The sequence below is a fragment of the Bacillus cereus group sp. MG4 genome, from assembly GCF_040460055.1.
In the GTDB taxonomy this organism is placed as follows: Bacteria; Bacillota; Bacilli; order Bacillales; family Bacillaceae_G; genus Bacillus_A; species Bacillus_A wiedmannii.
The window spans coordinates 632,669-654,311 of the sequence record NZ_JARVGZ010000001.1 but is presented as its reverse complement, the minus strand read 5'-3'; the positions used below and the strand labels follow the sequence as shown (position 1 = coordinate 654,311).

Here is a 21,643-nt window from a genome sequence, read left to right as displayed (position 1 = left end):
AAGGAAAACCCGTGAATCATTCACGGGTTTTCCTTTTAATAACTAATTGCTATTGTACCTTCACCTGCATGAACCGCAAATGAAATTGGTAATGGATATAGTTTAAAGTCCATTTCAGGGAATGCTTTTCTAATATCTGAAATCCATTCTTCAGCTCCATCTTTATCGTTAGCATGGAACATATGAAGTACTTTTGGTAATTCTTTTTCGAGTTCATTTTTAATGTATTCTCGACATTTTTGGATTTTGCGAACTTTCTTTTCAAGTAAAAGCTCTCCACCTTTTACTTCTAATATTAAGTTGACACTTAATAAACTTCCAAGTAAAAATTGAACTCCCTTTACACGTCCACTTGCGTAAAGGCCTTTTAAACTTTTCGGGAATACGTGGAAAGGTCTTCTTTTTTCATCTACTAATGTTTTGTGTATATCTTGTAACGTTATACCATCATTGTATAACGATTTCGCTTTTCTAATTAGTTCATCCATTGGATAACTTGTTGTTTCACTATCCAATACCGTTAATGGGAAACCTGCCATGTCTGCAGCTAACTTCATGTTTTGATAAGTTCCACTTACTTTTCCGCTAATAGCAACTGCAAATCCCTCTTCATATTCTTCTTTGCATTTCGAAAATAACTCTACCATTTCCCCTATGTTAGGTTGTGATGTAGTGACAGTTTTACCTTCGTTTAACGCATTATAGACGCGCTCACGCACACCATCTTCACAATCTTTGTACGACACACCATCAATAATAACTTCAATCGGGATAACAAAGTTATCTCCTTCTGTTGTAAAACTCGCAGTTGTACTATCAGTAATCCAAGCAACACGCTTCATGTTGTTCCTCCCTTAATTCAATTCCTCTTTTCTGACTTTTCTATATATTTATGTTACGAAAAGAGAATATCCCTGTAATAGTAACAGGACTTTATTGTTTTGGCTATAGTAGATGGATATTAAATGTGAATATTTTTTGTCATTTTCACGAAAAAAAGAAGAAAATCGAAGTATTTGCCCGATTTTCTTCTTTTTATACATTATTTAAAAGTTTCATTATCTAAAATTACAACATAATCATTCGTCAATCGGCCAGCTTCCTTCGTATAACTAACAAGTCTTTGTACGTTATCACAGCAAAGTTTCGCTCCCCATACGAGTAACGGTACGCCGATGAAGTCGATGTGAAATCTTCTAGAAAACAGACCACCGAAAGTCATTGGTAAAGGCACTGTTGGTGATGTATTAGAAAAAACAATCTTTTCATGACTTTGATAATGTTTTTGCAAAATCTCTCCTAAATGTTTCATCGCAGGTACAACGACTTTTGATGCGCCGCATCCAATTGTATAAACCGGATTACCATTTTCGTCTATTCCATGAAAAATGATTTTGCCCATATCTTCTGTTTTTAATTTATTAAAGTAATCTACATTCAAAATTTCTTCTTTCGTTAACTTACGATCAGTTGGTAATTTATTTAAATGATAAGCAGCAGCGAGTGAAGTTGAATGTGTTCCACCAAAATCTGTATAAATGAATATCATATTATCATCCCTTGTTGTAAAAGTTCAATGTTATTTAGTATTACCGTTCACAGCATTGATAAACAAAGGATGAATGTATTTACAATTTTTTTGTTAATTCATTATATATTTTTCGATTATACTATAATCTATTTATTACAGTACATAATGTAATAGTCGTAAGCGTTATTAATAAAAATAAACAGACGTACTTTTGACTCGTACATCTGTTAGCATCTTTATTCAAAACAAACATATCTATTAACCCGTATGAACTGTCAATTATCAATAGATTCTACACTTTTAGAATTAGTCTTATTTAATACTTGAATATTAAATTTACTAGCTAGCATTAAAGTGATTTTATAAATAAAATATCCTACAATAGAACCTATAACGTTAAAAATCACATCATCAATATCAGTAATACGTCCCCATCCACTAAATAAAGACTCTGTTAGTTGTAATAATTCAATACTAATTGATATAGCTAAACCTAATAAAATAGTGTTTTTAATTTTTTTGAATTTATCCCATATAATTGGTGCTAAAAATCCTAAAGGCATTAATAATAAAATATTTCCACCTACATTTCTTACGATGAGACCAATCATAAATAGAACATCACCATCATAAGCAATTCCTATTTTACCAATATCTTCAATAATTGAAGCAAAGGGGATACTATTGATTGAAAGTCTTATATTCTCGATGCGCGTTGGAAAACCGATTGGTATAGGAAATAAAGTTATTGCAACAACCATACCAATATATATTACGAATAGAAAACTAATTAGTTCTTTCCACCAATTCACACCTTTTTTACTTTTCATTCCAATAAAAATACTTCGTACAATCAAATAACAGATAACTCCTACTATGATAAACACACTACCATTGATCATATACAAACTGTTAACACATCCCTTCATAGTAATATTTTATAAATATTTATATATAAATATGATGTTATTAAATTCACTTGTATAGAATTATATTTCATTCTAGAAAACATTTATTTATAAAATAAATGTTTTCTAGTTAAAATACTTTTCAAAACAAAAACAATCGTGAACTCGTTTAAATTGTTTTCTTATCTCTTCTTTATTTTCACCTGTATAATGAGCAAATGTTTGAACTGGATATAACTGATCAATATTACTTTTCATTACACCTTTTATCTCGTCTGTATGATCGGAATATACATGTAAATATGAATCTACGTTTACAAATCCGTTCTTTTCATACCATTCGTGAACCCATAAATTGTCCCTAGTCCACGCTTCCAATCGATTTAGGTTAAGTTCTTTCGCTAACTTTTCTGCCACATTTAATAGTTGATTAGCAATCTTCATTCTACGAAAATCCGGATGAACTGCAATATGCCAAATCATGCCGCCAAGACCAGTTCCTCTTGAACAAACTGCACGTTCTTCTAATTCATATTCGATATCTATTAAACCCACAATTTGATTTTCATATACTGCTACTAATTCAATAGCAGGATTTTCATATTTTTCTTTCTCTCTAAATACATTATCGTAATATGCTGTATCTAAAAAAGACAACACACGACAACGTACCCAACCAGCTTCATCCTCTTTTCTATACGCTCTAATTTCTATATCCATATAATGAAAAAGCTCCTTCTATTTCTGTCATTAATTTTTCGGGTCCTGCTCCTTTATTTGATGGAATAACTAATGTAATTCCTAAGCCTGGATATACGGCTGAGCGAAAACTGACTCCTGGATCATATCCCATTACATGATATTTGAATATCTTGTTTTCTCTTGTTTCAATCCATATTCCATAGCCGTAAGACTGATTATTATTTACTTGAATATGAGGAGTTAAAAGCATGTTTGTATATTCTCGGCTTATGATTTCATAGTTAAATAACGCTTCCCAGAACTTCAGCATGTCTGGCGCAGTAATAAAAGCACCACCATCAGAACCACCTTTTATTGGTATAGAGTAGGCGTTTGTTCTCCAATTTTGGTTAATTTCGTCTTTTATATATCCTAGAGCTGTGTGTCTTGGTAATCTATCTAAAGAAAAATAGCCAGAATCATTCATACCAATTGGATTGAATATGTTTTTTTCTATATACTCCGTAAATTTAAGTCCTGTCTGTTCTTCGATTATTAATCCAAGTATGATAAAACCTGCATTGTTGTAGTGAAACTTACTTCCAGGTGCAAACATCATATTTCTGTTTTGGAATAATGGTAAGAAGTCTTTTAAATTTTTTAATAGATACATAGGAGTTTGTTCCCAAAGATCTTCGAAGTTATCCATAATACTTTCATCAAAATAATCTGGAATACCCGAACTATGCGTCAAAAGGTGATGTATTGTAATATCTTCATTGAAGTTTGGAAAGTTTATACGTAAACAATCTTTTAACTTTGTTTGAAAAGTAATTATCCCCTTCTCAACAAGTTGACAGATACCGATAGCAGTGAATATTTTACAACCGGAGGCAATTCCAAACCTTGTTTGTAGCGTATTATTTATACATTCATTGCGATTTGCGTAACCAAACGCCTCTTCATAGACTAAGCCTTTTTCTTCTTTTACTAAAATTACCCCAGAGAAATCTATATGCTGATGCATTTCTTTTACAATGCTGTCTATTTGATCTTTTGTTTTCATTACAAAAACCACCCTCGTTTATCAATATTGTTCACCCTTCTTATATTTCCATATATAGGAGGGTAAACCCTCCTATTGAATACCGTAAATCAAAACCAAGATTACTATTTTGAATTGATTGACTCAGAGGAATACACTTTAAAATGTGAGGGCAATAAAGTAAATACACACAATATGATAGTTATAAGCAGCATTACCAATGAGCCTATAATAACCACAAGTTGTATAGAAATAAATTGAGTTGCGACTCCAAACAAAATCGTAATTAAAATGGTGATGCCCGCAATCACAAGCCCATATATACTCCCAATCCGTCCCATCATATGGACAGGGACATTATTTTGATAAAAGGTATAAAATCCTGTATTTGCATACGCCATAGAGAAAGATAAAATAAAGAATCCGATAGCAGCTATTAAAAATTCATTTGAAAAAGCATAAATTAAATAACCGATTGCTATGAATAATGATCCTATTCCAATTAAAAATGAAGGCGCTATTTTTTTGGATAAAATTGTATTTGTTATAGCTCCTAAAATAAACCCGGCTCCAGCGATACTAACTAAAAAGCCATATTCACTATCTGTTAACAATAAAACTTTTTTCGCAAATGACAATTCAAGTGAATCAGTTGCGGCAACTAAAACCATCATCCCTTGAAATAAGAAATACACAAAAACGATATATAAAGATTTTTTACTGAAATTTAAAACAATGTTCCAATCTTTTTTTAGTACAGCTAAAGATAACTTATCATTTGACGTAGTTATATCGGATTTTTTATCAAGATTAGGTAACAGCAATGTAATTACTCCTGATAAGAGAAATGCTATAGCATTTATATATATAGCAAACTCCGGTGTACTTGCTATTAACAATACGCCCGCTATCGCTGGACCAATTAAAGATGCACCAGATCCTATTAAACTACGTAATGAGTTGAAACGTTGTCTTTGCTCTACTGGTACTAATTTTGTCATATACGTCATAGCAGTTGGCTCATAAATCGCACTGGCCATACTTATAAAGAATACGAATACATAAACAATCCAAAGTGATGGAAGTAGAGGTAAAATAGCGATAAATACCGCACGATATATATCGAGGTGAATCATTAACTTCCGTTTATTTAAACGATCAATCATACTTCCTGACCAAGCGTTTGTAAATAAAGCGGCTAATGGTTTAATTACATATAAAGTAGCAACAGCTAAGGCTGATCCCCCCATATTATAGACAAGTACATTTAGTGCTATTAAGTAAATCCATGCCCCTAAATTCGCAATACCAACTCCAGATAGTAGTAATAATGGATATTTCCAATCTTTAAGTAAGTTTTTCATTTTAGGCCCCCGCTTTCCAAATTGTTTTGAAACAATAAAAAAATCCCACCCCCAAGACTTTTAGTCTTAGGGACGAGATTTATCATCGCGGTGCCACCCTAGTTTGTTAATATGTCGCCATATTAACCTTATCAGGTACTGCATTCTAATTCATGCTTATACCATAGCTCTATAACGGGAGCTCCCGTCACACTATCCCCTTATAAAAGGTTCCGATGTGCTGCTCAGAGGCTTGGTTCAATAAAGAATTTTTACTCCTTTTCAGCTAAATGGAGCTCTCTGTGAAAAATTCATTTTATTTACTCTTCTCTTCACTGCATTTGATTTTCCCCATATTATCACAAGTTTATTTAACTGTAAATATAAAATAATCAGATATTTACCGACATGTCACTGGTGATTATCTTATTTATTATTTTTTCAAAAAATTACGGTGCGTGAAATTACTTAAATCTATAAAAAAAGAGCCTATTGTATATAGACCCTTCACTTTGTCCGAATTAGTTTGTATTCGCCTCTGCTAACGGTTGTAACGGTGGTTCTAACTCTATTTCTAATGCATCGCCTTCTTGTATATCTTGTCCCTTTTCAATGCTCTGACTCGTTACATAGCCCGTACCTGTAGTTTTTAAATCTAATTTTAATAATTTAGAGAAATACATAACATCACGCATTGACCAACCTTGTAAATTTGGCATTATTGCGTTCTTTCCTAATAAAAATATACGATCCCCTTCACTCATTACTTCACCAGATTGCGGATATTGTTTTATTATTTTTCCTTCGCCTAAAATTATCGGTTGAAGCTTCTCTTTTTTCACACTATTCTCTACTGTATCCATTGATTGATTGACATAGTTTTGTACTTTTAATTGGGATCGTTTGGTTGCATCTGCCATTTGTTTTTCTGTATATGGTTTCACCTTTAAATATTCAAGGCTATTTTTCACAACTGGTTTAAATATTTCAGCAAGCGGCTGAGCTCCATACTTGTCTCCCTTTAACTTTGGCTGTTTAATAGCTAAGTATACAATTAACTCTGGGTCATCAATCGGAGCCATACCTAAAAATGAAAAAATATAATTTTCTTTCCCTTCCATATATCGTCCATTTTCAGGATTCGGAATTTGCGCTGTTCCGGTCTTACCTCCTATTGGATAACCATCCACTTTATACATTGTACCAGTACCTTTTGATGACGTAATAACACGCTCCATTAAATTCCTTACCTCGTTCGCTGTCTCTTTTTTTATCGGATTCCCAATTTCTTTCGGTTGATTTTCCATAATAACTTGTTTGTTTGTCGGATTTACAACTTTGTCAACGATATATGGTTGCATCATTTTTCCGTCATTTGCTATAGCAGTAGCTGCTTGGATTAATTGAATGGGAGTTACTGTAGAACCTTGTCCGAAAGAAGTTGTGACTTGTTGAATTTGTGTATTTAATAATAATGTGTTTTTACTTTCACCAGGTAAATCTATTCCGGTTTTTTGGTTGAATCCAAATTTATTCATATATTGCTTAAATTTATCCGGTTTCAATAACTGATCTTCTAAAATAGAAAAAGCTACATTGGATGATCTTTCAAACCCTTCATCAAATGTAATAGATCCCCATCCAAATCCACCGTTATGATCTTTTATATCAGATGAACCAACTGAATATTTTCCAGATTGGAAATATTCCTTCCCGTTATATACACCTTCATTAATTGCAGCAGCTAACGTAAATACTTTCATAGTTGAACCTGGTTCAAATGCATTTGCGATTGGGTCATTTAAAAAATATTCAATATCGCCTTTATTAGGATTAAAACTTGGTTTACTAGACATCGCTAAAACTTTCCCTGTCTTTGGATCCGCTATGATTCCTACTAACATAGAAGGATCATAGTGATCTTGTGCCTTATTCATCGCTTCTTCTAAAAAACTATTAATTTGTTTATCAAGCGTAAGGTACACGTTATTTCCATTTTTAGCGGGTTCTATTTTTCCTATATCATTTGTAAGGGGGATGCCTTTTCGTGCTCCCACATATTCTATTTTCCCATTTGTCGAGCGCAAATATTTATCCAGACTCTTTTCAAGTCCGAATTTCCCTTCTGTATTTCCTTTATCGTCAGGTCTAGCAAAACCAAGAATATAAGATGCAAAATCTTCATTTGGATACACTCTTGCTTTCTCTGGCATAAAAGAAACACCCGGAATTTTCATTTTCCCGATTTGTTCTTTCAATTCTCTAGATAAATTCCGACCAACTTTTCCGATTTCAACTTGCGTACGTCCATCATGAAAATTTTTTAATACATCCTCTTTATCAATTTCAAGCGCATCAGCTAATTGCCTTGCGGTTTCATCTTTATTTTTCACTTTATTTGTTCCTTTTAAATTCACAACAACACGATATGTTGTGGTATCTTGGACTAGCACTTTTCCAGCTTGATCATAAATCGTGCCACGATTTGCTTCCAAAACACCCTTTTTATTATGTTGTTCAGTTGCAAGGTCCTTTACATCTACATTATGGACGACCCCTACTGCTTGAATATAGAAAAAACGCAAAAGCATAATAAGAAACAAAACAATAAAAGCAACCATAAAATACCGCGCGCCTTTATTCGTTTGAAGTTTATGCATATTTATCCCCTTTCTTTCACAATTAACTACTGCAGAGGTGTGCTACAAATTATGTAATTTTTGCTTTCAATACTATATGTTTCGAACTTTTCCTTTTAATTCCTTTAAATCGTTCTGAAAGTAGCTGTTGTTTCTGCTGTTGTTTTGCTTTTATTTTTCTATTTACAGTACGGTGCGTGAAATTTACGAATATTATGGCACAAGATGGTTAACTTATACAAATTTAATAGGAACTTATGATGCTAATTCCGTTGTTCTTTCGCCACTCTTTTCATACGCATACCCTTATCTTGTGCATAATAAAAAAGTTCCCCTCTGGATTTCCAAAGGAGAACTTTTTAACAAACCTATAAATAGTTATTTATAAAAATTAAGCTATATGATTATATTTCGCTAAAAAAGGAATTCGTTTCGCTACCAATGCGTACATTTTAAATACAAATTTCGCTATCGGTTCAAACATACGTGCACTTTGCACTACTAAACCGCTCGTAATAAATGTTAAGAAAGCTGCACCAAGTATATCTAGAGGATAATGAACTCCTACGTACATACGTGATACACCAACTAATACTGCCCAAATAAGAGCGACATATTTAAGTTTTTCTCCTCTAAGCAAAAATACAAATGCGATGGAAAATACAAGTACAGAATGATCACTAACAAATGATGAGTCTGCTGCATGTGGCACTAATTGATGTACATTATGTGATACAAATGGACGCGGGTGGTAATATACCGCATGTATCACAACATTTACTAGTAATGCGATAATGACTGAAAGTGTCGTATATAACACTGTGTATTGTTTTTTTATGGCATTGACTTTCTTTCCATTATTAAACCATAAGATAAACATAAACAAAATTGCTACATATACAGCACTATTGGTAATAGCACTCATTAGCGTATCTAATAGTTTGGACGATCCAGCAAAACTATTAAACCATTGAAATACTGTGTAATTCATAATACTCTCTCCTTAAATAAAAGCATTCTTGATTTACACAGTATACAACATCAATATGAAAATGGGCTTAAACTTTTCTCATCTAATTCTCATTTTACTATTACTCATTTGACAATATTGACACTAATTATTACGGCTAATTATGTATAAAGCTGAAAAACCTTTAAAACAATACGAATTACATACTTTTCATATGTAGAATACATAACATTGTTACTTAAATATAGTAGTTGCGAAATCGTATTTTTAATACATACGAAGTGCGATATTACCAAATTGTTCTCCTTGTTCCATACGACTTAACGCCCCAATGGCTTCTTCTAACGAATATACTTTATCAATAATTGGTTTAATCTTATGTTTCTCAATAAACTTAACCATTTCATTAAATTCCTCACGGCTACCCATAGATGTCCCCATAATATCGATTTGGTTATAAAATAATGCACGTAATGGCAATTCAATTTTATCTCCTGAGCTTGCACCAAAATTAACAATTCTCCCATTTGGTTTTAATACATCAAAATATTGTAAGAATGTTGCTGGACCTATACTATCGATTATTAAATCTACTTTCTCTCCGCGTAAACTCTCTTCCCAATTTCCAGAACTATTAAAAGAAAAGTCTGCGCCATATGTTTCGGCAAACTGTCTTTTGTTCTCTACCCTTGATGTAACACTTACTTTTGCGCCAATTGCTTTCGCAAATAACATGGCAAATGTCGCTACACCGCCGCCTATTCCCGGAATTAAAACATGTTCTCCACACTTCAATTTACCCTTTGTAAAAAGCGCTCTATATGCTGTTAATGCCGATAAAGATAAAACTCCAGCCTCATCCCAAGTAAGGTATGACGGTTTTGCCACTACATTTTCAGCTGGCACAATAACAAATTCAGCAAACGTTCCATCTTTCGGTCCACCTAACACCTCTGGTAAATCTGGTACTTCGGTAATATTTTCCCATCCAATGCTAGGATTGATAATAACCTCGCTATTTAATAAATTATTTGAAACACCTTCTCCGATTTCTGTAACAATTCCTGAACCATCTGACCCTATTACTAACGGCAGCTCCATTTCTTTTCTATTGTATATAATAAATAAATCCCTATGATTTAATCCTGCAGCTTTTAACTTTACTTTTACTTCACCGGCATTAAGATTTGTTTCAGGTAAAAATTTATATTCTAATCCTTCTACCCCTTTTTTATATTGATGTACAATAGCTTTCATTGTTTAATTCCCCCTTAATATTTTCAATGTACTAGAAATATCGAAATAAATAAAATAATCCGTCTCCAATAATTAGAAATAATGTATATCGTTATGACAAAAGAAAAAATCCCTCCATATAAATAACGTAGGAAGGGGTTTTTTAAATTTTTCAGATAAGAATCTGTAGTTTTAGTTTTTTTGAGTTTTGGCCAATTCTAAAATTCTTTGAATAAACGGTGCTTTTTCCTTTGTATATGAAACACGATCAAAAGGATATGTAGTTGCAAGTTTCTCTTTTAATTCTCTATATTCTTTACGTGCCCATTCATGTTTTATTAGAAAGTCTCGAAATAAAAGATTGTTTTTCCATTCGTCACTATTATAAATATAAACATGCAAATGATGGGTACCAGCTCTCCATTTTCCCTTTCTAAAAAAACGTCGATTAGGTGTTTCTTTTGGAACATACTCATATCCAATATTTAATAAATCTTCAATCCACTTTTCAGTAATTTGTAAATCCGTTACGCCAATCATCATATCAATTAGAGGTTTCGCTCCTAATCCTTGTACAGATGTGCTCCCTATGTGTTCAATAGCGATACATTCTCCTCCAAATAATGAAATAAATTTCTCTTTTTCTATTCCATACTCTTCATACCAATCTTTTTCATATGGTTTAATAACGATTTGTTGTTCCATATTGTTCACCCTCTTATAAGTGTTTATTATTATATTTATAAAATTTCATGTGATTAACATAGGATTTTTACAAAATATGTCGAATACTGAAATATACAACTTAATTATAATAAATGTGAGGTATATTATGAAAGATATTCCAGTTGAAATTCAATTAAATCAAGTAACATTCCAATTAAAAGAACATCATAATTTTGATTGGCTTATGAAATTAGGAACCATATTTGCGGTTTTTGACCAGCAAGATTCAGGAAATCTATCTTTTGGTGTAGAAAAAGATGGTCATAAGAAATTTATTAAATATGCAGGGGCACATACAATTGCATATAACGGAAAGACCAGCGATGCAATTGATAGATTAAAAAATTCAGTTTCCTTATATGAAGAATTAAAGCATGAGTCACTTATACAATTAATTGAACATTTTCCCGTTCAATCTGGATATGTCTTAATTTTTGATTGGTTTGATGGCGAATGTCTTCATTCACATTGGAGTTTCCCGCCTCCTGAGAAATATAAAAATCCAAACTCTCCTTATTATAAATATAAGCATTTATCTGTTTTGGAGCGAATTCAATCCTTAAATTCTATGTTTTCTTTCCATACATATGTCGAAAAGGAAAACTATGTAGCAATAGATTTTTATGACGGTAGTATTTTATATAATTTCCATACAAATGAGACGAAGATTTGTGATATTGATTTGTATTCTAAAAAACCATACGTGAATAAAATGGGAAGATTATGGGGTTCCTCGCGTTTTATGTCTCCTGAAGAATTTAAGCTAAACGCTATGATTGATGCAAGAACAAATGTATTTAATATGGGGGCGATGGCTTTCGAAATTTTAGGAGGTGGAAAAGATCGTTCCTTTACAAAATGGGAAGCAAGTAGGAATTTATATGAAATAGCGTATCGTGCTGTAAATGAAAGCCGAGCTGAACGATATGAATCAGTTAAAGTATTTTATGAAGAGTGGATAAACGTGGCAAATGCTGAAAAGATATAACCTATATTATTAAAAACATAAAGTTTCTACTATAATCATGTATAATACATATAAAATGGAAATTCAAAATAACGAGGAAAATATTATGAACTTTGTTTATATTAATCAAAACGTATTAAATAATCTTCTTTACATTTTAAGTAGTATATTTATTTTTTATTTTATATATGATAGCGGACGCTATTTAAAGAAATATAAAAAATTACTTATTATCCTTTGTACGAGTATCCCTCTTATTTTATGTATGCGCTATCCAATCTATATGGATGAAAATTGTATTCATGATTTAAGACAAATACCAGTAATAATAGGCACACTTTATGGTGGCTTCCCTGTTGGTATTATTTTGTTTGCTATTTTATTAATTACAAGATTTTCATTTTATGGATTTAGTATGTTAACAATATTAGTTTATGGCACAATGTTTATCGTTACAGCATTCGCATCCGCAAAATTTAATAAGTATAATAGAAAAATTAAAGTAGCTTATGGAATGTTTTTAACATTTTTTCTAGCAATATTTACAACTGTAATTGTATTAACTTTATCAGATTTTGAAGTGAATAATTTGTACATTATTTATTTCATAATATTACCAACCATTTTGATGTTGTTTGTCATTTATTTTAATGAAGTTTTAAAAGATGCAGTATGTATGCGATCGAAGATGATTAAAATGGAAAAAATGGAGATTGTTAGCCAGCTTGCTGCTAGTATATCGCACGAAGTAAGAAATCCCTTAACTGTCGTAAAAGGATTTACTCAACTTTTAAAAACACCTAATTTAACTCCAGAATCAAGAGACGAGTATATTGAACATATACTTGAAGAGTTACATCGTGCACAAGGAATTATTGATGATTATTTAACGTTTGCCAAACCTGCTTCAGAAAAATCAGATCATATTTCAGTAGAACAAGAATTGAACCGAGTTATTAATATGATCTTACCATTATGCAATATGAATACAATACATATTACAAAAGATTTTTCCACGGCAACAATTGTAGGCAATAAACAGCACTTTCAACAATGTTTTTTAAACTTAATAAAAAATGGGATTGAAGCAATGCCTAATGGTGGTACTTTACATATCTCCTCATCTATTAGTAATAATAAAGTTATTATTCGGATTGAGGATAGTGGAATTGGTATGTCACAAGAGCAAGTAAATCGATTTGGTGAACCATATTTTAGTACAAAAACAAAAGGTACAGGTTTAGGTACAATGGTTGCTGTTAAAATCATTGAAACAATGCAAGGTAGTTTGAAAATCCGAAGCGTTATTAATAAAGGTACAACTTTGACAATTACATTGCCGAAATGTAATATGAACTCATCTGAAAACAAATAAAAAAGGAGCAATTATGCTCCTTTTTTATTTGTTTCGATACATAAGTATCTTCTATGTTTTTTAAGTTTACATTTGTGGAAACTAATTAGAAATTAGTACCCTCCGCCCCAGCAGCTGCATCCAACGATAATTAATAAAATAAATAACACAACTAATAACGCGAAACCTCCACCAAAACCACAAGAACCACCGTAACTCATATTTTCTCCTCCTTTTGGTTTGAAAACTAATAGGTAGTTGATCATTTTAACTGGTTCGTATTATACATTATGTAAATATCCCTTTTTTGAGCATGTCCACATAAAAATAAGTAAAAGCACTCATTTGAGAGTGCTTTAAAATGGATACCAAAAGTTTTGAAATACATGTAACTTTAAATACACTGCAACAATTAAAATAAAAACACCTACAAATAAAGCAATGAAATCCCCGCTTTTCGCTTTATTTGTATAAAACCAAGTTCGTGTATTCTTCTTTCCAAATCCTCTTAAATCCATTGCATTTGAAACTGTATCGATTCTATCTAGTGAATGAATAATTAAAGGCCAAAAAATTAAGACACGGTTTTTCATACGAATCCATAAACTTGCTTCTCCTTTTTCAAAAGCTACTCCTTTCGCCTCTTGCGCATGTTTAATAACTTTATATTCGGACTGAATATCAGGTATATAACGTAATGCAATATTTATTGCATATGTAATCTTATAATGAATTCGAAATTTACTTAAGCTACTCACAAATTTGCTTGGATCAGTCGTATATATAAAAATAAGTGTAAATGGTAATAACGTAAAATATTTTAATGAAAGTGTAGCTGCATAAAATAATGTTTCATATGTAATTGTTGCATATCCGATATGTAAAAACGAAGTATATGATTCGGTTAATTCAGATCCATGAGTTGGTGTAATAAATAAAATCATGACAGAATTTAATAAACTAAATGTAAATATAACAGTAAAAACAAGGCAAATTTTACGAAATGGGATTTTAGCAATAAGTAGTCCGATACATCCAATCATAAATACAAATAGCAATATACGAAAATCAAAAAACAAAAAAGTAAGTGTCATACAAAAAATAAATAACAACAATTTCACTGCTTCATCCATGCGATGAAAATATGTACTATACACCTTCCTCCCTCCTAATATCCTCAAAATAATGTTCCATAAACCTTTCAGGATATGAAATTCCACTAAATTTAACTAGTTTGAATAAAGAACTTCCCCTTAGGTTCGCCCTTTGTAACGTTTCTGTATCCCCTAATACAACGGACGCGGAATTATTCGCAATAATTTCCCCTTCATCTAGAACAATCGCTCTGTCTGCATATTCTAAAGCGAGATTCATATCATGTGTGATAAAAATAAAAGATATTCCCTGTACAGCTAGTTTTCTAATAAACGACATAAACTGTTTATAATGATAATAATCTTGTCCCGCTGTCGGTTCATCTAATATGATCAGTTTCGGATTTGCTATTAGTACAGATGCAATCGTTACTCTCTTCTTTTGTCCATAACTTAATGCCTGAATTGGCCAATTTCGAAATGGATACAAACCACAAAGTTTTAATGTTTCTTCCGCTCTAAGCTTAATTTCTTCCTTTGAAAACTTTTTTAATTTTAATGAAAATGAAACCTCTTCTATAACAGTAGGTTGTGTAATCATATGATTTGGATTTTGCATCACATAACATATAACCTCACCACGTTTACGAATAGACCAAGAATTGATATTTACTTCATCAAATACAATCCTATCATTTTTTGTTTTGTTTATGCCTATAAGACTATGAGCTAATGTTGATTTACCGGCTCCATTATGGCCCAAAAGTGCTACAATTTCACCTTCATATATGGAGAAATTTACATTGTCCAATACTTTTTGTTTATTAGGATAGGAGAATGACAAATTCTCTACTTTCAATAATTCTTTTTTTGTAGGAGTACCTTTAAAAGAAACTTGCTTCTCCATCCACTCATTTATTACGCTACGAACACTTTCCCTTTGAAGATTTTCAAGTGGGTAGTATTTTTCAAGTGGGTAGTATATTACGTCATTATTACCATCAAACTGCAATTTCTTTAATACTTCTACGTACATAGGCTCTCTTAAGCCGATAGATGGTAATATATTTGACGCTAAAATCTCTTCTGGTGTCCCTATCGCAACAATTTCCCCTTCATTCATTAAAATGATTTTATCTAAATCCAGGTTTAACATTTCTTCTATTCGATGTTCAATAATTACAATTGTTTTATTATATTGTTTATGTATGCCTTTAATAAGTTCTATCGTATGTAAACTACTTGCTGAATCTAAATTTGCTAACGGTTCATCGAACAATAATATATCAGCATTTGTTGTTAACAAACCTGCTAAAGAAACAGTTTGTTTTTGCCCTCCTGATAATTCATGTGGACTTTGTTTATGAAAAGCATGCATCTTTACCTTTTTTAATGAGTCCGAAACAATCTTTTTCATATCATCTTGATTTACACATTCATTTTCTAAATAAAAAGCTACGTCCTCTTCTACTGTAAGACCAATAAATTGAGCATCTTGATCTTGCAAAATTGTTCCTACCTGTTTACTCAGTTCAAAAACACTCTCTTTCCTCGGGTCTTTTCCGGCAATTAAAATATTACCAATACTAATCCCTTCATAAGAAAAGGGGATTAGCCCATTTATACAATGAGCTAACGTTGACTTCCCTGAACCACTTCGTCCAGCAATTAGTACTTTTTCTCCAGGGTATATATGAAATGTAATGTCTTTTACAGTAGGCTGCGCAGCATGTTCATATTGAAAGCTGAATTGTTCAAAAGAAATGATTGGTTGCATGTTAACATCCCTACTTTTCAATTTTTAAATGTGTATGTTTCTTATTAGATTTAGCTAGACCTATTGTAATTGGCAATCCAAGAACTAAAAATACAATAACATCAGCAATTGTTGCTCCTAATACTTGTATAATAATTTTGTCAAATGGTTCTCCCATCACAATAACATCGAATGCCCCAGCAAATATAATAGCAATGACAATACCAATTAACCCAGTAATAGCTAAATAAGAAATATCCCGCTTATTATACGTCCCGTTTTTCACACTAAAGCTAACTCTTTTTTGAATGAGTCCCATTGCAAAGCCAATAATGCCTGAACTAATAACCCAACCCCACCAAATACCCCATCCAGCGATTGTATCTGTTACGGTATGACCGATAAGTCCTATTAAAAGTCCTGCCACTGGACCAAATAACGCTCCAAAAACGGTTAAAATAGCTAATGCAGGTTTAATAAATGTATTGGGTGCAATAGAAAATCCCCAAAGTCCTAATATCCCGTATAATGCTGCTCCAGTTCCGATTGCTACTACTAACTTTGTTGATAATTTGTTCATTACAATCCCCCTCCCGTATTAGTCAACTTTTATTACTCTATATTTATTTTGAAAATGAATTATGCATCGACACTCCCTTTCTATACAACAAAAAATGACCCCTTACATAAGAGGTCATTTTCTTCACGTTCAAGAATCCTCTTATCTTCAAAAAAACACATCGTGTCCTCTGCGGAATTAGCACCTTCCTATAAATTTATATAGGGGTTGCTGAGGTTTCATAGGGCCGTTCCCTCCACCTCTCTGGATAAGTATTAATTTGTAATTCGTATTATGGCACTAATAAGTATAAATTTCAATACTTTTCTAATTATTTTTATTTTTCATTTAACAGTACATTTAAATCATTGTATTCTTATCGGAATTGTGAAATAATGAATTCAAAATAGTTACGGGAGGAATGTACGATGAAAGTAATCGGTTTAATTGGTGGACTAAGTTGGGAATCTACATCGTTATACTATAAACATATTAATACACTTACACTCTCTCAATATGATCAAAATGCGAAGCTTGTTTTATATAGCATGGACTTTGGTGAAGTAACTACTTTATTACAAAATCATCAATATGAAGAAGTGAAAAACGAATTAGTCACAGTTGCAAAAAAGGTTGAAAAATCCGGAGCTGATTGTTTATTAATGTGTTCCAATACGATCCATTTATTTGCTGAAGAAGTAGAAAATGCAATATCTATTCCACTTCTTCACATTGGTGATGTAAGTGCTAAAGAAATGGTAGAACAGAATATAAAGCGTATAGGACTATTGGGTACGAAACAAACGATGGAACAAGACTTCTATAAATCACGTCTAGCAAATTTTAATATTGAGACAATCATCCCGACTGAAGAGGAAAGAAATTTTATTCATCATGTTATTTTAAATGAATTAAGTAAAGGAATTATTTCAGAAACATCAAAAGAAAAACTTTTACAAATTACAAAATCATTAATTCAAAATGGTGCAGAAGGTATATTGCTAGGATGCACTGAAATACCATTGCTCATTTCCCAAAACGACCTTACTGTTCCTGTTTTTGATACCGCTTTTTTACATGCAAATACTGCTGTGCAATTTGCAGGATAATAATATAAAAGCATAAAGGTTAATCCTCTATGCTTTTATATTGTCCATACTATTTATTTAGAAGAGATTTTATAACTGCAATTGCTTCTTTAGTACCACCACATTCTAAAAAACTATCATTCAATTTTCGTATACCATTCTTATACTTTTCATTTGAAAGAACCTCTGTTACCGCATCTTGTAAAGTTTGCACATTAACATGTTCTTTCAATAGTCGATGTGCTGCTTCCAGCTCAGTTAATCTTTGTGCTATCATCGGCTGGTCTTTATCATGTGGAATGATGACAAATGGGACGTTAAAATAAATAGCATCGTGTACACTATTCATGCCGCCATGTGTAATAAAAACATCTGCTTCACTTAATATTTCTGATTGTGGTACGTATGGAGCAATTATAAAATTGTCTGGCGCCTTCTTAATTTTAGAACGATCGTTTCTATCACCAATTGCCATTACGACTAACCCTTCAAAATTTGAGAAAGCATCAATACATGTATTAAAGAATGGTTCTAGCCCTTCAAGAAGTGTTCCCATTGAAATATAAATAACTTTCTTATCTTTAAGTAATTCAAGTGGAAACTCTACATTTGTTTTACGATTTGAAATACTAGGACCAATAAAAATGTTATTTCTTCCAAATAAATCGCTATTAGGTTGAAAATAGCGACTTGTGTACGCAAGAGTAATATCTCCCTTGTTATGCATAAATTGAAGATTATTTTTAGGCGTTACTTCAAATTCATGTTCCATTTGATATAGTAACTGTTCAGAAATTTTATCAGGTTGGAATGGTATTTCTGCATTTGGATGAAAAGGTAATGTTTCCAAAAAATTTTGAGGAATTAAAAATATAGGAGAAGAAACTATGCCTGGAATATGTAAATACTCCTTTACTAACTCTCCAGCGCCAAATATATCATAAATTACGAAATCAAAATGTATGTTTTCACATAATTGTTTCGTAATTTCTAATATATATAAAGAAGTTTGAACATGTACACGAAAGAAAGAATTCAGCCCATCTGGAGTTTCAGAATCAATAGAAATCTCCTTTAATAAATCTGGATGGGTATATACAGTAGCTCCCAAATCTTCAATTCTGCCTTTAAATTGTTCTGTCGTAATATAATGTACGTGATCACCTCGTTCAGTATAGGCTTTGACTAAACTTAATGTAGGATTTACATGTCCCTCTGCTGGAAAATTAACCACTAAAATATTTAGCACTTATTTCTCACTCCTTACATTTCAATACTCTTATTAATCATACTGTAATTATTACCGTCAATCTTCACCTAATAGTCCTAATATGCTTGCGACTTTAGGTTGATAAATAATTGTTAGTGATTAAATTAAAAAAGGCATCTACATAAGTAGATGCCAAACCGTGATAAGGAGTGTTCTGTGAGGTTAGAATAAGCTTTTCAGCTTGTCCTATGCTATTAATATATGATTTAATTTATAAAATGTGAATAATTGATAGCATGATTTTTCCCTCTCTATCACCCATTTTGAATCTATTCCTAAATAAGGCGACTCTATTTTCTATAACATTTTATATGTTTAATCTTCTTTAGAGCTACCTATATTTGTAGTTTCTCCAGTCAATCGCTTATTTTTCAACTCGAAATAAGCATCTAGAACTTCTTTTCCAATATCAGAATTAATGCCAGATTTATCATTAATAACCCATGGCACAACTACAGAGAACGCTACTTCTGGATTATTATACGGCGCATATCCTGCTAACGTTAAATTATAACATTCTCTTCGCTCACCTTTTTCATTTCTTCCAATATCACTTTCTCCACCGTATACTGTCTGTGCTGTCCCTGTTTTACCTGCTGGCTTATAAGATGCTTTTTGGAACGCCCTTACTCCTGTTCCATCACCTTCTTGGAATACCTTTCTAAATCCTTCTTTTACTTGATTTATATATTCCTCTTTCATATCTATCTTATTTAAAACGATTGGTTCTACTGCATGCACCACTTTACCAATCTCATCTTTTTGCGACGTTTGCTCTCTTACCTCTTGAACAATTTGTGGCTTCATTCGATATCCACCGTTTGCGATTGTTGAAATATACTGTACAAGCTGAAGTGGCGTATAGGTGTCATACTGGCCAATTGAGTAGTCTAGTAAGAAACCAGGTTGATTATCTTTTTTACCAATTTGTCCAGCTGTTTCATTCGGTAAATCAATACCCGTTGGAACACCTAATCCAAATTGCCTGAAATAATACCTCATTTTATCAAAGTACTCCTGTTTAATATTTAATGAACTATTTTTCACATAATCTACACCTGCAATTTTTAATGCTGTATGAAACATATAAACGTTTGAAGAGACTTGTAACGCTCTTAAATCATCGATATTTCCAAACTCTTTCCAAGACTTTTTTTCCTTAGTTCCTTTAAACTTCATAGGTGCATCATAAAAATAAGTACCTGGTGTTATAGCTTTCGTTTCAAATCCAGTTAAAACTGTCGCACCTTTAACTGTTGATCCAAGCTCATAAGAACTAGTCATTGTGCCTAATGCATAGTCTTCAACTTCTGTTTTTCCGTCTTTTTCTACAAGTCTTTTCCCGGCCATGGATAATACTTGTCCGTTTTTCGGATTCATCATTACAACGAAAGCACGGTCCAACATGGATTCTGACGCTTTATATGCCTTTAATATTTTTTCAATACTTTCTTCTACTTTCTTCTGTAATTCCATATCTATTGTTAAAGTTAAATTCTTACCGCTCTTTCCCTCAGAAACGGTTTCCGTTCTAATTGTATTACCTTGTTTATCTGCAACGCTTCTTACTTCTTTTTTTGTACCATGAAGTACATCTTCATATTGCTGCTCGATATAACTTTTTCCAACCCTATCATTTCGGCTATAATCACGTACCAAGTAGTAATCTAATCGTTCACTTGGTAAGCCTTCATCGGAATTAGAAACATTTCCAAGAACAGATCGGAATAATCCATCATTTACATACACTCTCTCCCAATCCACCGATACGTCTACACCTGGGAGATTCGCTAAACCTTCACTAATTATAGTAAATTCCTTTTCACTAACATCTTTTTTAATAATCTGAGGAGCCATTTGATAACCAGAAGTCATCTTACTTTTAATAGCTAACACTTTTATATCTTTCTCTGTTAATTCCTGAAGATTTTTATCTGTAACCCGTTTTCTTTTTAACTCTTCTATTTTTTTATCTAGCTTCTTGCCGCTAATATCCTTTTCTCTAAATGTATCTATTTCTTTTTTCGATACTAGATTTTCAGCCAGTTTCGGATTTAATTGCATCCAAAAATCTTTCTTATCTGTCTCATTTAACTTATCTATATCTTCTTGCGGCATTTCAATTATGTCTACAAGTTGTCTTGCAGTTTTTAATATATCTTCTGATTTTACACCTTTCATCTTTGTGTACGTGATCGTGCGTAAAGATGTATTATCAACAACTGGATTCCCTTCTCGATCAAATATTTTTCCACGTGGGACAGATAGGCTCACAGTTGCATTTTCTCTCTTCTCTACTTCATTTTTATACGTCTCTCCATCAATAATTTGCACTTTACCTAACTGTATAATCATTGCAGAAAATAATAAAAATACACAAAGAAATAAAATATTTAACCGCGTCGGTATTGCTCTACCACTTTTTTTCTCATGCTTTTTCACCTTGTCATAATCTCCTCCTTACAGAATTCCTAAT

Annotated in this window: 19 protein-coding genes, 1 riboswitch and 1 other annotated feature; of the genes, 3 read left to right on the top strand and 16 right to left on the bottom strand. The window is 32.2% G+C overall.

Annotated elements, in window-relative coordinates:
• Positions 1–35: 35 nt before the first annotated feature.
• From QCI41_RS03310 to QCI41_RS03265, 10 genes are all read right to left on the bottom strand, one after another.
• On the bottom strand, positions 36–842 hold the full coding sequence (locus tag QCI41_RS03310) for a DegV family protein (RefSeq protein ID WP_353838348.1): 807 nt from the start codon (positions 840–842) through the stop codon (positions 36–38).
• Positions 843–1,042: 200 nt separating this feature from the next.
• The gene (locus tag QCI41_RS03305) at positions 1,043–1,549 is read right to left on the bottom strand and encodes a DUF3189 family protein (RefSeq protein ID WP_087956226.1); all 507 of its coding nucleotides are present in this window, start codon (positions 1,547–1,549) and stop codon (positions 1,043–1,045) included.
• 257 nt (positions 1,550–1,806) lie between these two features.
• Entirely contained in the window at positions 1,807–2,460 is a 654-nt protein-coding gene (locus QCI41_RS03300; protein ID WP_353838349.1) for a VanZ family protein, read from the bottom strand.
• A 105-nt stretch (positions 2,461–2,565) separates the two neighbouring features.
• Positions 2,566–3,159 (bottom strand): GNAT family N-acetyltransferase, encoded by a 594-nt coding sequence (locus QCI41_RS03295; RefSeq protein WP_353838350.1) that lies wholly within the window; start codon positions 3,157–3,159, stop codon positions 2,566–2,568.
• Positions 3,143–4,186 (bottom strand): serine hydrolase domain-containing protein, encoded by a 1,044-nt coding sequence (locus QCI41_RS03290; RefSeq protein ID WP_353838351.1) that lies wholly within the window; start codon positions 4,184–4,186, stop codon positions 3,143–3,145. Before QCI41_RS03290 ends, QCI41_RS03295 begins: the two co-directional genes overlap by 17 nt.
• A 104-nt stretch (positions 4,187–4,290) precedes the next feature.
• On the bottom strand, positions 4,291–5,529 hold the full coding sequence (locus QCI41_RS03285) for an MFS transporter (protein ID WP_353838352.1): 1,239 nt from the start codon (positions 5,527–5,529) through the stop codon (positions 4,291–4,293).
• 65 nt (positions 5,530–5,594) lie between these two features.
• Positions 5,595–5,853 (bottom strand) — a binding site (T-box leader).
• A gap of 176 nt (positions 5,854–6,029) precedes the next feature.
• On the bottom strand, positions 6,030–8,168 hold the full coding sequence (locus QCI41_RS03280) for a penicillin-binding protein (RefSeq protein ID WP_353838353.1): 2,139 nt from the start codon (positions 8,166–8,168) through the stop codon (positions 6,030–6,032).
• Between the two features lie 370 nt (positions 8,169–8,538).
• On the bottom strand, positions 8,539–9,138 hold the full coding sequence (locus QCI41_RS03275; RefSeq protein ID WP_353838354.1) for an undecaprenyl-diphosphatase: 600 nt from the start codon (positions 9,136–9,138) through the stop codon (positions 8,539–8,541).
• 246 nt (positions 9,139–9,384) lie between these two features.
• The gene (locus tag QCI41_RS03270; RefSeq protein WP_098191403.1) at positions 9,385–10,374 is read right to left on the bottom strand and encodes a zinc-binding dehydrogenase; all 990 of its coding nucleotides are present in this window, start codon (positions 10,372–10,374) and stop codon (positions 9,385–9,387) included.
• A gap of 171 nt (positions 10,375–10,545) precedes the next feature.
• A complete protein-coding gene (locus QCI41_RS03265; RefSeq protein ID WP_353838355.1) occupies positions 10,546–11,058 on the bottom strand; it encodes a GrpB family protein in 513 nt (170 codons plus the stop codon).
• Between the two features lie 127 nt (positions 11,059–11,185).
• Between QCI41_RS03265 and QCI41_RS03260 the strand changes: the two genes are divergently transcribed.
• Together QCI41_RS03260 and QCI41_RS03255 are read left to right on the top strand one after the other, a co-directional pair.
• Entirely contained in the window at positions 11,186–12,067 is an 882-nt protein-coding gene (locus QCI41_RS03260; protein ID WP_353838356.1) for a protein kinase domain-containing protein, read from the top strand.
• Positions 12,068–12,152: 85 nt separating this feature from the next.
• Positions 12,153–13,421 carry a sensor histidine kinase gene (locus tag QCI41_RS03255; protein ID WP_172554847.1) on the top strand — a complete coding sequence of 423 codons (1,269 nt, stop codon included), beginning with the start codon at positions 12,153–12,155 and terminating at the stop codon, positions 13,419–13,421.
• A 92-nt stretch (positions 13,422–13,513) separates the two neighbouring features.
• On the opposite strand, the gene QCI41_RS03250 is transcribed toward QCI41_RS03255, so the two are convergent.
• From QCI41_RS03250 to QCI41_RS03235, 4 genes are all read right to left on the bottom strand, one after another.
• Positions 13,514–13,621: a YjcZ family sporulation protein gene (locus QCI41_RS03250; RefSeq protein ID WP_000120182.1), complete on the bottom strand. Its 108-nt coding sequence runs from the start codon at positions 13,619–13,621 to the stop codon at positions 13,514–13,516.
• A gap of 135 nt (positions 13,622–13,756) precedes the next feature.
• Positions 13,757–14,557, bottom strand: coding sequence for an energy-coupling factor transporter transmembrane component T family protein (locus tag QCI41_RS03245; RefSeq protein WP_353838357.1), 801 nt, complete (start codon positions 14,555–14,557; stop codon positions 13,757–13,759).
• Positions 14,550–16,271 (bottom strand): ABC transporter ATP-binding protein, encoded by a 1,722-nt coding sequence (locus QCI41_RS03240; protein ID WP_353838358.1) that lies wholly within the window; start codon positions 16,269–16,271, stop codon positions 14,550–14,552. Before QCI41_RS03240 ends, QCI41_RS03245 begins: the two co-directional genes overlap by 8 nt.
• Before the next feature lie 10 nt (positions 16,272–16,281).
• Positions 16,282–16,830: an ECF-type riboflavin transporter substrate-binding protein gene (locus QCI41_RS03235; protein ID WP_353838359.1), complete on the bottom strand. Its 549-nt coding sequence runs from the start codon at positions 16,828–16,830 to the stop codon at positions 16,282–16,284.
• Between the two features lie 138 nt (positions 16,831–16,968).
• A riboswitch (SAM riboswitch) is annotated at positions 16,969–17,084 on the bottom strand.
• A gap of 153 nt (positions 17,085–17,237) precedes the next feature.
• Here QCI41_RS03235 and QCI41_RS03230 point away from each other — a divergent pair.
• Complete coding sequence (locus QCI41_RS03230; protein ID WP_353838360.1) at positions 17,238–17,918, top strand: aspartate/glutamate racemase family protein; 681 nt, start codon at positions 17,238–17,240, stop codon at positions 17,916–17,918.
• Positions 17,919–17,967: 49 nt separating this feature from the next.
• On the opposite strand, the gene QCI41_RS03225 is transcribed toward QCI41_RS03230, so the two are convergent.
• On the bottom strand, positions 17,968–19,146 hold the full coding sequence (locus tag QCI41_RS03225) for a macrolide family glycosyltransferase (protein ID WP_353838361.1): 1,179 nt from the start codon (positions 19,144–19,146) through the stop codon (positions 17,968–17,970).
• Positions 19,147–19,482: 336 nt separating this feature from the next.
• On the bottom strand, positions 19,483–21,609 hold the full coding sequence (locus QCI41_RS03220; protein WP_353838362.1) for a peptidoglycan D,D-transpeptidase FtsI family protein: 2,127 nt from the start codon (positions 21,607–21,609) through the stop codon (positions 19,483–19,485).
• Positions 21,610–21,643 lie beyond the last annotated feature (34 nt).